Annotated in this window: 12 protein-coding genes; 6 read left to right on the plus strand and 6 right to left on the minus strand. The window is 73.5% G+C overall.

The genetic code is table 11. The annotated features are described in order from the left end of the window. Positions 1 to 2: 2 nt before the first annotated feature. Both efeB and efeO read right to left on the minus strand, forming a co-directional pair. Entirely contained in the window at positions 3 to 1,271 is a 1,269-nt protein-coding gene (gene efeB / locus MXD57_RS27340; protein WP_250404712.1) for an iron uptake transporter deferrochelatase/peroxidase subunit, read from the minus strand. A gap of 17 nt (positions 1,272 to 1,288) precedes the next feature. Then, entirely contained in the window at positions 1,289 to 2,425 is a 1,137-nt protein-coding gene (gene efeO / locus MXD57_RS27345) for an iron uptake system protein EfeO (protein ID WP_250404713.1), read from the minus strand. Between the two features lie 185 nt (positions 2,426 to 2,610). On the opposite strand from efeO, the gene MXD57_RS27350 reads away from it, so the two are divergent. Next, positions 2,611 to 3,255 carry a PhzF family phenazine biosynthesis protein gene (locus tag MXD57_RS27350; RefSeq protein ID WP_250404714.1) on the plus strand — a complete coding sequence of 215 codons (645 nt, stop codon included), beginning with the start codon at positions 2,611 to 2,613 and terminating at the stop codon, positions 3,253 to 3,255. 36 nt (positions 3,256 to 3,291) lie between these two features. Here MXD57_RS27350 and MXD57_RS27355 read toward each other — a convergent pair whose 3' ends face one another. Both MXD57_RS27355 and map read right to left on the minus strand, forming a co-directional pair. Then, a complete protein-coding gene (locus MXD57_RS27355) occupies positions 3,292 to 3,939 on the minus strand; it encodes a biliverdin-producing heme oxygenase (protein ID WP_250404715.1) in 648 nt (215 codons plus the stop codon). 158 nt (positions 3,940 to 4,097) lie between these two features. Further along, the gene (gene map / locus MXD57_RS27360; RefSeq protein ID WP_250404716.1) at positions 4,098 to 4,955 is read right to left on the minus strand and encodes a type I methionyl aminopeptidase; all 858 of its coding nucleotides are present in this window, start codon (positions 4,953 to 4,955) and stop codon (positions 4,098 to 4,100) included. Between the two features lie 115 nt (positions 4,956 to 5,070). Between map and MXD57_RS27365 the strand changes: the two genes are divergently transcribed. After that, a complete protein-coding gene (locus MXD57_RS27365; RefSeq protein WP_250404717.1) occupies positions 5,071 to 5,307 on the plus strand; it encodes a hypothetical protein in 237 nt (78 codons plus the stop codon). 36 nt (positions 5,308 to 5,343) lie between these two features. On the opposite strand, the gene MXD57_RS27370 is transcribed toward MXD57_RS27365, so the two are convergent. Next, positions 5,344 to 5,937 carry a hypothetical protein gene (locus tag MXD57_RS27370; RefSeq protein WP_250404718.1) on the minus strand — a complete coding sequence of 198 codons (594 nt, stop codon included), beginning with the start codon at positions 5,935 to 5,937 and terminating at the stop codon, positions 5,344 to 5,346. A gap of 140 nt (positions 5,938 to 6,077) precedes the next feature. Between MXD57_RS27370 and npdG the strand changes: the two genes are divergently transcribed. Next, positions 6,078 to 6,791 carry an NADPH-dependent F420 reductase gene (gene npdG / locus MXD57_RS27375; RefSeq protein WP_250404719.1) on the plus strand — a complete coding sequence of 238 codons (714 nt, stop codon included), beginning with the start codon at positions 6,078 to 6,080 and terminating at the stop codon, positions 6,789 to 6,791. Between the two features lie 74 nt (positions 6,792 to 6,865). Then, positions 6,866 to 7,057, plus strand: coding sequence for a hypothetical protein (locus tag MXD57_RS27380; protein ID WP_250404720.1), 192 nt, complete (start codon positions 6,866 to 6,868; stop codon positions 7,055 to 7,057). Here MXD57_RS27380 and MXD57_RS27385 read toward each other — a convergent pair. After that, positions 7,047 to 7,847 carry a site-2 protease family protein gene (locus tag MXD57_RS27385; RefSeq protein ID WP_250404721.1) on the minus strand — a complete coding sequence of 267 codons (801 nt, stop codon included), beginning with the start codon at positions 7,845 to 7,847 and terminating at the stop codon, positions 7,047 to 7,049. The genes MXD57_RS27380 and MXD57_RS27385 overlap by 11 nt on opposite strands. A 105-nt stretch (positions 7,848 to 7,952) precedes the next feature. Here MXD57_RS27385 and MXD57_RS27390 point away from each other — a divergent pair, with 105 nt between their 5' ends. After that, positions 7,953 to 8,432, plus strand: a complete 480-nt coding sequence (locus MXD57_RS27390; RefSeq protein ID WP_250404722.1) for a DUF6578 domain-containing protein — start codon at positions 7,953 to 7,955, stop codon at positions 8,430 to 8,432. Between the two features lie 14 nt (positions 8,433 to 8,446). Continuing rightward, positions 8,447 to 11,743 carry a BTAD domain-containing putative transcriptional regulator gene (locus MXD57_RS27395; protein WP_250404723.1) on the plus strand — a complete coding sequence of 1,099 codons (3,297 nt, stop codon included), beginning with the start codon at positions 8,447 to 8,449 and terminating at the stop codon, positions 11,741 to 11,743. Positions 11,744 to 11,767: the final 24 nt, after the last annotated feature.

The following is an 11,767-nucleotide window of genomic DNA, read 5'->3' on the forward strand; positions in this document are numbered from 1 at the left end:
GGCTACGCCTCCTTCTGGAACAGCGAGCGCCCCCACCAGTCGCCGGAGTCCCGGACGCCGGGGGGAACCGCGAAGACCGCCGAACCCACGTGCTGGATGTACTCGTTGAGCGCGTCGTGCGCGGACAGCCTGCGCTGCAGCGGGATGAACCCCTTGCGCACGTCCCGCTGGTAGGCGAGGAAGAACAGGCCGGCGTCGAGGCGCCCGAGGCCGTCGGTGCCGTCCGTGAAGGAGTAGCCGCGGCGCAGGATGGTGGCGCCGTCGTTGGAGTCGGGGTGCGCGAGCCGCACGTGCGAGTCCGGCTTCATCGCCTTCAGGAACGGCTCGTCGTGCTCCTTCGCCTTGCCGACCGCGGCGCCTTCGCGCTTGTCGCGCCCGAAGACGTCCTCCTGCTCCTGCAGCGAGGTCCGGTCCCAGGTCTCGACGTTCATCCGGATGCGCCGGGCGACCAGGTAGGACCCGCCCGTCATCCAGTCCGGTCCGTCCCCGTCGGCGGCCCAGACGAACTTCTTCAGGCGGTCGCCCTCGGTTCCCGCGATGTTGCGGGTGCCGTCCTTGAACCCGAACAGGTTGCGCGGGGTCTGGGCGTCCGGGGTGGTCGAGGAGGTCTTGCCGAAGCCGAGCTGGGACCAGCGGATGGCGACCTTGCCGAAGCCGATGCGGGCCAGGTTGCGGATGGCGTGCACGGCGACCTGCGGATCGTCCGCGCAGGCCTGGATGCACAGGTCGCCGCCGGTGCGGGCCCGGTCCAGGTTGTCGCCGGGGAAGGCGGGCAGGTCGACCAGGGCCGCCGGCCGCCGGTCGTGGAGGCCGAACCTGTCGAACAGGGACGGGCCGAACCCGATGGTGAGCGTCAGCCGGGACGGCTTGAGCCCGAGCGCCTCGCCGGTGTCGTCCGGCGGCGCCTCGGCGAGCCCGCCGTAGGCGCCCTCGCCGACGGTCTTCCCGGCGGTCATCCGCCGGGCCGCGTCCGTCCAGTCCTTCAGCAGTCGCACGAACGCGTCGCGGTCGTCGGTCTTCACGTCGAACGCGGCGAAGTGCAGCCGGTCCTGCACCGGGGTGGCGATGCCGGCCTGGTGGGCGCCGTGGAACGGCACCGCCCCGCCCGCCTGGGCCGAGGCGGGGTCGATGTCGTCGCCCGCCCTGGCCATCGCCATCCCGCCACCGGCCACGGCGGCCCCGAGCGCCAGCCCGGCACCTCCCCAGCCGATCAGCGCCCGGCGCGACGGGCTGCCGTCGCGGGTCTCCTCGGTCTCCTGGGTCTCGGTCATCGCCTTGTTCCCCCTGTTCACTTCACGACGGCGGCGGCGAGCTTGGACAGCGGCTCGGCGAGCGCGTTCACCGCGTCCGACAGCTCCTTGCGCTGCTCCCCGGTGACCTTGTCGTAGGGCGTGAACTCGTAGGAGTTCTTGTCGGAGCGGTACTTGTCGAGCACGGCGTCGAGCGCCGAGAACTGCTTGTCCAGTTCCTTGGCCAGCGCCGGGTCGTTCTTGGCGGCGACCGGCTTCAGCAGCTCGTAGGCCTTCTGCGCGCCCTCGACGTTGCCCTTGAAGTCGACGAGGTCGGTGTGGGCGTAGCGGTCCTCCTCACCGGTGACCTTGCCGGTGGCGACCTCGTCCAGCAGTTCCTTGGCGCCGTTGGCCATGGAGGACGGGGTGATCTCCGCCTTGCCGACCCGGTTCTGCCAGTCCTCGAGGTCGGTGACGAGCTGATCGGCCAGGGTCTTCTCCTCGGCGCCGATCCTCCCGTCCTTCCACAGGGCCTTCTCCAGCCGGTGCCAGCCGGTCCACTTCTGGCCCTCCTCGAGTCCGTCCTCGCGGACGTCGACCTTCGGGTCGATGTCGCCGAAGGACTCGGCGACCGGCTCGGTGCGCTCCCAGCCGAGTCGGGAGAGCGGGTACGCCTTCTTGGCCGCCGCCACGTCGCCGGCCTTGACCGCCTTCACGAAGGTCCTCACCCGCGGCAGCGTCTCGTCGGCCTGGTCCTGCGCGTACTGGCGGTAGTCGGCGACCGCCCCGTCCAGCCGGGGGTCCCGCGGGGCGGCCTTGCCGCCGCCGGTGACGGTGAGCTTCTGCCGGACGCCGTGCCCCTTCATACCGGGGCGGCAGGCGATCTCGTACGTCCCCGCCTTCACCTCGGCGGTCAGCGTGTACTTGGTGCCGGGGCCGATGTTCTCCTTCTCGGAGACGATCCGGTCGTCCGGGAAGACGATCTCGACCTCGGTGGCCTTCGTGCCCTTGTTCTCTATCTTCAGCGTGACCTGGCCGGCCGGCACGGACTTGGCCGAGGTCTCGCACTTGGAGTCGGCGGCGGTGACCTCGATGGCCCTGCCGTCCTCGGCATCGCTCTTCGCGGTGCAGGCCGAGAGGGCGGTCAGAGCGGCCACGGCGGTGGCGGCGGTGACGGTCAGTCGGACGGCTCGCATGCAGGCTCCAAGACGGATCTGGTGTGGTGAGGCTGACCTAACATAACTGAGGCTTACCTCAGTGAGACACCCCGGGTCGTGATTCGACCCTCACGAAAAGATCACGGACACGGCTTGATCTCGGCACGTCAAAGGTGACGCCAGCGTGAGGTAAAGGGGAGGTCAAGGGATGATTCAATCCTCCAGTGACTGACTACGACGTGCTCCGCGTCTTCTGCGGGCCCACCGGCGGCTACGGCAACGAGCTGGCGGTCGTCCGGGACGGATCGGTGCTGCCCGAGCGGGACGACCGGCAGGCGCTGGCCGCCAAGCTCGGCTTCAGCGAGACCGTGTTCGTGGACGACCCCGAGCGCGGGGTGATCGACATCTACACGCCCACCCTGCGCCTGCCCTTCGCCGGTCACCCCTGTGTCGGCGTGGCCTGGCTGCTCGACGTACCCGAGCTGGTCACGCCCGCCGGGGTGATGGGTGCCCGGCTGGACGGCGAGTTCAGCTGGATCGAGGCCCGCGCGGAGTGGGCCCCGCCGCGCACCCTGCGCCAGTACGGGAGCGCCGCCGAGGTCGACGCCCTGGACGTGCCGCCGCCCGGCGAGTGGATCTACGCCTGGGCCTGGGAGGACGAGGCGGCCGGGCGGGTGCGGGCCCGCGCCTTCCCGGGCCGCGACGACGGCATCCACGAGGATGAGGCGACGGGCGCTGCGGCACTGCTGCTCACCGAGCGGCTGGGGCGGGCCCTGAACATCACCCAGGGCAGGGGCTCGCAGATCCTCACCGCCCCCCAGCCGCACGGCTGGGTGGAGGTCGGCGGCCGGGTCCTCCTCGAGCGCTGAGGGCGCCCGCGTGGTCCCCGGCGGGAGCGCCGGCCGTCAGGCGCTGCGCGCGAACTCCTCGCCGAGGGCCTCGAAGACGGCGGTGTTGAGGGCGAACGCGCGCTTGCACTCGGCCACGATGCGCTGACGTTCCAGCTCGTCCGCGTCGACCGCGTCCAGGCGCTCCCGGTATCCCCGCTTGAACGCGGCCGGGTTGGCGATGTCCTCGAAGACGTAGAAGCGGACGCCGTCGCCCTTGCGGGCGAAACCCCAGGTCCGCTCCGCCCGGTCCCGGATGATCTGGCCGCCGGACAGATCGCCCAGGTAGCGGGTGTAGTGGTGGGCGACATAGCCGCCGGGCCAGTGCTCGGCGCACTCCCGGACCCGGTCCGCGTACGCCTCGGTCGCGGGCAGGGCGGACGCCTCCGAGCGCCAGTGCGGGCCGCGCAGATGTGCCAGGTCCCGTTCCAGCGCGGGCAGCCGCAGCAGCTCGGACCGGACGAAGGGCCCGGCCACCGGGTCCGCCGCCAGTCGCCCGGCCGCGCTCTCCAGGGCCTCGTAGACGAACCACAACTGCTCGGTGTAGCGCGCGTAGGCGGCCACCCCCAGCCGCCCGCCGAGCAGGTCGCCGAGGAACGACGAGGTCTCCGCCGCCACGTGCTGCCGGTGCGACGCGGCGCGGATGACGGTCGAGAACGACTCCATGGGCCCTCCCCGGACTCGGGTGCGCGGCGGAACGCCGACCTGCTGCCGTAATTTTACCGACAAGGTGTCGGGAAAACACCGTGGGCGTGGAGGGGCGGCGGCGCGGGCCCGCCGCCACCGGGCGGCGGCGGGCCTTCAGTGCGTCGGGGCCCCGCGGGTCACGGCAGGGTCAGGATGTCCGCGCCCGTCTCGGTCACCACCAGCGTGTGCTCGAACTGCGCCGTCCGCCTGCGGTCCTTGGTCACGACGGTCCAGCCGTCGTCCCACGTCTCGTACTCGTACGTCCCCAGCGTCAGCATGGGCTCGATGGTGAACGTCATGCCGGGCTGCATGACCGTCGTCGCGTGCGGGCTGTCGTAGTGCGGGATGATCAGGCCGGAGTGGAACGAGGAACTGATGCCGTGCCCGGTGAAGTCCCGCACCACGCCGTAGCCGAAGCGCTTGGCGTAGGACTCGATGACCCGGCCGATGACGTTGATCTGGCGGCCGGGCCTGACCGCCTTGATCGCGCGGTTCAGGGACTCCCGGGTCCGCTCCACCAGCAGTCGCGACTCCTCGTCCACGTCGCCGACGAGATAGGTGGCGTTGTTGTCGCCGTGCACCCCGCCGATGTACGCCGTGACGTCCAGGTTGACGATGTCGCCGTCGTTGAGGACCGTGGTGTCCGGGATGCCGTGGCAGATGACCTCGTTGACGCTGGTGCACAGCGACTTGGGGAAGCCGCGGTAGCCGAGGGTCGACGGGTAGGCGCCGTGGTCGCACATGTACTCGTGGGCGACCTCGTCCAGCCGGTCGGTGGTGACGCCGGGCGCGATGAGCTTCGCGGCCTCCTCCATCGCCTGCGCGGCGATCCGGCCCGCGCGGCGCATCGCCTCGACCGTCTCGGGCGTCTGCACCTCCGGACCGGTGTACGGCGCCGGTGCGGGCTTGCCGACGTACTCGGGGCGGCGGATGTTCCCGGGTACCGGACGAGTGGGGGAGATCTCCCCTGGTACGAGCAGTGACTGGCCAGACATGCCAGCGAGTTTAGGCCCTCCCGCCCGGACGGTGCCGGGCCCGCTCGCCCGGCCCGGGCGAGCGGGCCTAACCGGCGGGCATGGGGGAATATGTGCGTGGCGAGAGGAGTCGTCCATGGCCTTGTTCAAGAAGCGCGCCGCCGGCAAGCCGGGGGAGTGGTACTACTGCCTGGAGCACAAGAAGGTCGAGGAGGGCCCGGACTGCCCGGGCAAGGACCGCTTCGGGCCGTACGCCAGCCCGCAGGAGGCGCAGCGCGCGATGGAGACCGCGCAGGAGCGCAACCTCGAATGGGAGACCGACCCCCGCTGGCACGACACCCCGGCCGGCGGCCGCGAGGCCGACGAGGACTGACCCGCACCGGCGCGGACACCGGACCGGGCGGGAGGATCACCAGGGGGCGGCGGGCGGCGCCGTCAGGATGTCCGCCAGCCGCGACAGGCGGTCCCGGAATCCCCGCCGGACCGTCGGAGAGCTGTTCTCGCCGGCCGCCGCGCTGACCAGGTGCTGCACGCTGTCCAGGTCCAGCTCCGCGCCCTCGGGCACCCCCAGCGTGTCGTGGGCCATCGCGGCCAGCTCGCCGTCGCCCGTGCCGAGCGCCAGCACCGTCACCCCGGCCCGGCGGGCCACGTGCACCCGCTCCAGCAGCTCGGCGGGCTCCTCGGGGGCCACCACGAGCAGCGTCTCGCCCCGCCGCGCCGCCTCGATCCGGCCGGGTCCGACGGCCAGGTGCGCGGGGTCGGCGGGGCGCGCGTGGTGCCGTACCAGCGTGGGCGCCAGCTCGGGGGTGCCGGACCAGGCGGCCTCGTCCACCAGGTGGGCGGCCAGGTGCCAGGGCTCGTACTCGGGCGTGCCCACCAGCAGCAGCCCGCCCCCGCGCGACACCACCGACCCGCGCAGCACCCCCGCGAAGCGCCGGGTGGCCCCCAGCCACTCGGTCCCGGCGAGCACCTCGCGCAGCAGCGCGACCCGTACGGCGTCCATGGGGCCGCATCCTGCCGCAACCGATCGCCCGCGGCCCGGAGTTCACCCCGAATTCGCCCGACCCGGGGACAGGGCGGCCGGCCCCCTGCCACGGCTCACCCGGCCCGTCGGCGCCGCCCCCGCGGACGTAGAGTCGGCGCATGACCTTTACCGACAGCGCACAGACTCCCGCCAAGGCCCCCGCGAAGGACCCCTGGGACCTGCCCGACGTCTCCGGGCTGGTCGTCGGCGTGCTCGGCGGCACCGGCCCGCAGGGCAAGGGCCTCGCCCGCCGGCTCGCCCTGGCCGGCCAGAAGGTGATCATCGGCTCGCGGGCCGCCGAGCGCGCGCGGGCCGCCGCCGAGGAGCTGGGGAACGGCGTCGAGGGCGCCGACAACGCGGAGACCGCGCGCCGCAGCGACATCGTGATCGTCGCCGTGCCCTGGGAGGGCCACGGCAAGACCCTCGAGTCGCTGCGCGCGGAGCTGGCGGGCAAGCTCGTCGTGGACTGCGTCAACCCGCTCGGCTTCGACAAGAAGGGCGCCTACGCCCTGAAGCCCGAGGAGGGCAGCGCCGCCGAGCAGGCCGCCGCGCTGCTGCCGGACTCCCGGGTCACCGCCGCCTTCCACCACCTGTCGGCCGTGCTGCTCCAGGACCCGGAGACCGAGCGGATCGACACCGACGTGATGGTGCTCGGCGAGGACCGGGCCGACGTGGAGACCGTGCAGGCGCTGGCCGGCCGCATCCCCGGCATGCGCGGCGTCTTCGCCGGGCGGCTGCGCAACGCCCACCAGGTGGAGTCCCTGGTGGCGAACCTGATCTCCGTCAACCGCCGGTACAAGGCGCACGCCGGGCTCCGCGTCACCGACGTGTGAGCCGTACCGGGCGATGGGGGACACTGGTCGGTGAAGCAGTACCGAGCAGTGTCCCCCGACAGGAGCCCAGCCCCATGCCCCGCATCGCCCTCTGCACCCTGATCGTCTGCGTCCTCGCCGTCGCCGCCGCGGTCGTCTCCTTCGCCCAGGGCAGCCTGCTGGGGATCGTCTGGGTGCTCCTCGCCGGCCTGACGTCCAACATGACCTGGTTCTACGTCAAGCGCGGCCGTGCCTCCGCCGGGCAGGGCAAGTCCGTCACGGGCTGACCACGCACAGCTCGGGGGTCTCGCTCCAGAAGCGGTAGAGCCAGTAGCCGCAGTCGGAGAAGCCGCCACTGACGTTCAGCGCGCGCAGGACGGCGTAGATCATGTCGAAGAACGCGGTGTTCACCGACGGCACCCACAGCAGCGCGAACACGAACAGCAGGCCGAACGGCGCGAACGGCTCCACCTGCCGTTTCACGCCGTACGGCAGCCACGGCTCGATCACGCCGTAGCCGTCCAGGCCCGGCACCGGCAGGAAGTTCAGGATCGCCGCCGTCACCTGGAGCAGGGCGAGGAACGCCAGCGCGTACCGGAACTCGCGGGGGACGCCGTCCACGGCGTGCAGCCAGAAGGGCGCCGTGCACACCGCGGCGAACAATACGTTCGTCAGCGGGCCGGCCGCGGAGATCAGGCTGTGCCGCAGGCGGCCCCGGATCCGGCCGCGCTCGATGAACACCGCGCCGCCCGGCAGGCCGATGCCTCCCATGACCACGAACACCACGGGCAGCACGATGCTGAGCAGCGCGTGCGTGTACTTCAGCGGATTGAGCGTGAGATAGCCCTTCTCGCCCACCGAGATGTCCCCGGAATGCAAGGCGGTGCGGGCGTGCGCGTACTCGTGCAGGCACAGGGAGACGATCCAGGCCGCCGTCACGAACAGGAACACCGCGACACCCGGCTGCTCGGCGAAGCCGGTCCAGGTGGCCCAGCCGGTCACCGCCGCCACGGCCGCGATGCCGACGAAGACGGGACTGACGCGGCGGTCGCCGCGGCTGGTGGTGGCGGTGGTCATGGGCGGCTCCTGTGGACGGCGCGGTCGGAAGGCCGACCGTACCCGGCGGCGGACATGCCGGGAAATCGCTTAGCGGTGGCCGTCCGGTTCCTGGATGGTGGGGGAATGGCACTGAAGAGGGTGTTCTACGAGGAATGGCAGATGGGCTGCTGCGGGGAGCCCTTCTCGGTGGGCGACGAGATCCACTGGCCGCTGGTCGACCTCGGCGAACGGCAAATCCTCGACGGGGACTGCCACGGCGCCGAGGCCCGGGTGGAGAACCACGCCGACGCCGCGCACCCGACCGGCGGCCGGGTCCGGGCCATCGACCTGGTGCACCAGGAGTACACGGTCGACCTGGACCTGCGCGACCTCGGGCGCACGCCGCCGCCGTACGGCAGGCTGACACTCCTCCCCGCCGCACACTCCCCGGAACCGGTGCCCGGCTCGGTGACGCTCGAACCCGTCGACCACTGCCCGAAGTGGTTCGCCGAGGAGGACTACGCACCGCCCCAGGGCCCGCACCGGGTCCGCCGGGCCCAGGGCGCTCTCGTCACCCTGGAGGTGCCGGACGGCGCGCCGCACCAACCCGGTGACCGGCGCTGACCGCTCCGGAGAGAATGGACCCCGTGCGCTATCGCCTCCTCGGAACCACCCAGGCCCACCGCCCCGACGGCACGCCCGTCCCGGTCGGCGGAGCGCGGCTGCGCGCCCTGCTCAGCGTGCTCGCGCTGCGGGCCGGCCGGACCGTCCCGGCGGGCGTCCTGGTGGACGAGGTGTGGGGCGCCGACCCGCCCGCCGACGCGGCCGGCGCGCTGCAGGCACTCGTCGGCCGGCTGCGCAGGGCGCTCGGCGCCGGCGCCGTGACCTCCGTGGAGGGCGGCTACCGGCTCGTCGCGGCCCCCGACGACGTCGACCTCACCCGCTTCGACCGGCTGACCGGCGAAGGGCTCGGCGCGCTGGCCGACGGCGACCCGGCGAAGGCCGCCGCCGTCCTGGACGACGCGCTCGGCCTGTGGCGCGGTCCCGTCCTCGCCGACCTGCCGGACCGCACCGCCGAGGCGGCCCGCTGGGAGACCCGCCGCCTGGACGCCCTGCGTGCCCGGCACGCCGCCGCCCTCGCCCTCGGCCACGCCGAGCGGTCGCTGCCCGAGCTGGCCGCGCTGTGCGACAGCCACCCCCTGGACGAGCCGCTGCAGGCGCTGCGGCTGCGGGCGCTCCGGGACCTGGGCCGCCCCGCCCAGGCACTGGCCGCCTACGACGACCTGCGCCGGCTGCTGGCCGACCGGCTCGGCTCCGACCCGGGTCCCGAACTGCGGTCGCTGCACGGCGAGCTGCTGCTCACCGAGACCACCCGTACCGCCCCCGCCCGCCGTACCGCCGCGGAGCCCGGGCGCACCCCGCCCGAGGCCGCCCTCGGCAACCTGCCGGCCCGGCTCACCTCCTTCGTCGGGCGCGAGCCGGACATCGCGGCCATCGGCGCCGACCTCGGCTCCGCCCGGCTGGTCACCCTGCTCGGGCCCGGTGGGGCCGGGAAGACCCGGCTGTCCCAGGAGGCCGCCGAGTCCGTGCGGCACACCGCCCGGGACGGGGTGTGGCTGGCCGAACTCGCACCCCTGGACGACCCCGGCGCCGTACCGCAGGCCGTGCTGACCGCGATCGGCGCCCGCGAGACCGTGCTGCACGGCGCCGGCGCCGAGGGCCTGCGGGCCGTCGCCGACCGGCACGACGACCCGGTCGAGCGGCTGGTGGAGCACTGCGCCCGGCGGCGGATGCTGCTCGTCCTGGACAACTGCGAGCATGTCGTCGGGGCCGCCGCCCAGCTCGCCGAGCGCCTGCTGGCGCACTGCCCGGAGCTGACCCTGCTCGCCACCAGCCGGGAACCGCTCGGCGTCCCGGGGGAGCTGGTGCGGCCGGTGGAGCCGCTGCCCGAGCCGGTCGCGCTGCGCCTGCTCGCCGACCGGGGCGCGGCCGCCCGCCCCGGTTTCCGGGTCGAGGACGACCCCGAGGCGTGCGCCGAGATCTGCCGGCGGCTCGACGGACTGCCCCTCGCCATCGAACTGGCGGCCGCCCGGCTGCGTATGCTGACGCCCCGTCAGATAGCGGACCGGCTGGACGACCGCTTCCGGTTGCTCACCAGCGGCAGCCGTACCGTGCTGCCCCGCCAGCAGACCCTGCGCGCGGTCGTGGACTGGTCCTGGGACCTGCTCGACACGGACGAACGCGACGTGCTCAGCCGGCTGTCGGTGTTCGCGGGCGGCTGCGACCTGGCCGCCGCCGAGGCCGTCTGCGGCCCGGTCGCGCTGGACGCGCTCGGCTCCCTGGTGGACAAGTCCCTGGTGGTGGCCGCCCCCTCGGCCGACGGCCAGATGCGCTACCGCCTGCTGGAGACCGTCGCGGAGTACGCGACCGAACGGCTGGACGAGACCGGTGGCCGTGCCGAGGGCGAACGCGCCCATCTGGCGTACTACCGCGAACTCGCCCGCACCACGGACCCGTTGCTGCGCGGGCCCGGGCAGCGCGCCGCCGTCGACCGGCTCCAGATCGAGTACGAGAACGTGCGCACCGCCCTGCGGCACGCCATCGCCGGCCGGGACGAGCAGGAGGCGCTCTGCATCATCCACTCCCTGGTCTGGTACTGGCAGATGCGCGATCTGCGCGTCGAGGCCCGCACCCTGTGCCGCGAGGTCATGGCGCTGGGCCCCGACCCGTTCGAGGAGCCCGTGCGCCGCGCCGCCCCGGTGTGGCAGCGCTGCACGGACCTCCCGCCCCCCTACACCGGCGAACTGCTCGACGAGGCCCGGCGCGGACTTCACCTGGCCCATCTGGCCTGCATGGACACGGAGCTGGACGCCTGGCAGACCCCCGCGGCCCAGGCGAAGCTGCGCGTCATCACCCAGGTCTACGAACCCGGGATGCCGCAGACCTGCCGTGCCCCGGGCATGCTCTGGTTCTTCGCCGAGCTGCTCACCAGCGGCGTCGACCGGCTGCGCACCGTCCTCGACGCCTGTGTCCGCACCTGCCGGGAGACGCCCGGATTCGAGTGGGAGCTGGCCGGCACCCTGCAGATGCGCGCCAACATCCTCGCCAACCGCACCGAGTGGGCGGGCGACGCCACCCGCGACGCGGACGAGGCGCTGGAGATCTTCGAACGCCTCGGGGACGCCTGGGGCGCCGCCGAGGCCCTCTCCGCCCGCGGTGAGTCGCGCGAGCGCAAGGGCCAGTACGAAGCGGCCGCCACCGACTTCCGGGCGGCCGTCGCGTACGCCGAGCGCCTCGGCGCCCGCGCCCAGGCGTCGGTGCTCGCCATCCGGCTGGGCGCCGTGCTGCTGGAGACGGGCGAACCGGAGCAGGGCGAGCGCATGCTGCGCGAGGTCATCGAGCGCACGGACGGCACCAACAGCGAGGCACTGCCCATGGCGCGCCTCTTCCTGTCCTCCCGGCTCAGCATGACCGGCCGGGTGGCGGAGGCACGTGAGCAACTGCGGCTGCTGCGCGAGGGGTTCGGGATCGCGCACTTCGTCGTCTTCGACGCGCTCATCCTCGGCCAGGAGGCCTGGGTGGACATCGTCGACGGCCGTGTCGAGGACGCCATGGACAAGGTCCGGCGGGCGCTGACGCGGGCCTGCGACCCGCTGGCCCTGGCCATCGCCCCGCACCTGCAGCCCCTGTACCTGACCGTCGCGGCCGCCGCCCTCGCCCGGGCCGACGGGGGCGGCCACGCCGCGGACGCCGCCCGCTGCCTGGGCGCCGCCCGTGCGCTGCTGCCCCCGGGCCATGTCGCGATGACCGTCGAGCGGGTGATCCTCGAGCACGCCGAGGGCGCCGTCCTCGCCGTGCTCGACCGGGCGGCGTTCGACGCCGCGTACGCCGAGGGCGGCGGCCTCTCCCTCGAGGAGGCCACCGCCCTGGTGTGACGTCGCCGGACGTCGGCTCCCGGC

It is taken from the genome of Streptomyces cellostaticus (assembly GCF_023630175.1).
GTDB classification, from domain to species: Bacteria; Actinomycetota; Actinomycetes; order Streptomycetales; family Streptomycetaceae; genus Streptomyces; species Streptomyces cellostaticus_A.

Excerpts from the sequence above, each read along its gene's own strand:
- MXD57_RS27355 (WP_250404715.1), bottom strand. The coding sequence starts at position 3,939 with ATGGAGTCGTTCTCGACCGTCATCCGCGCCGCGTCGCACCGGCAGCAC.
- npdG (WP_250404719.1), top strand. The coding sequence starts at position 6,078 with ATGACCTTTACCGACAGCGCACAGACTCCCGCCAAGGCCCCCGCGAAG.
- MXD57_RS27380 (WP_250404720.1), top strand. The coding sequence starts at position 6,866 with ATGCCCCGCATCGCCCTCTGCACCCTGATCGTCTGCGTCCTCGCCGTC.
- efeB (WP_250404712.1), bottom strand. The coding sequence starts at position 1,271 with ATGACCGAGACCCAGGAGACCGAGGAGACCCGCGACGGCAGCCCGTCG.
- map (WP_250404716.1), bottom strand. The coding sequence starts at position 4,955 with ATGTCTGGCCAGTCACTGCTCGTACCAGGGGAGATCTCCCCCACTCGT.
- MXD57_RS27370 (WP_250404718.1), bottom strand. The coding sequence starts at position 5,937 with ATGGACGCCGTACGGGTCGCGCTGCTGCGCGAGGTGCTCGCCGGGACC.
- MXD57_RS27395 (WP_250404723.1), top strand. The coding sequence starts at position 8,447 with ATGGACCCCGTGCGCTATCGCCTCCTCGGAACCACCCAGGCCCACCGC.
- MXD57_RS27385 (WP_250404721.1), bottom strand. The coding sequence starts at position 7,847 with ATGACCACCGCCACCACCAGCCGCGGCGACCGCCGCGTCAGTCCCGTC.
- MXD57_RS27365 (WP_250404717.1), top strand. The coding sequence starts at position 5,071 with ATGGCCTTGTTCAAGAAGCGCGCCGCCGGCAAGCCGGGGGAGTGGTAC.
- efeO (WP_250404713.1), bottom strand. The coding sequence starts at position 2,425 with ATGCGAGCCGTCCGACTGACCGTCACCGCCGCCACCGCCGTGGCCGCT.
- MXD57_RS27390 (WP_250404722.1), top strand. The coding sequence starts at position 7,953 with ATGGCACTGAAGAGGGTGTTCTACGAGGAATGGCAGATGGGCTGCTGC.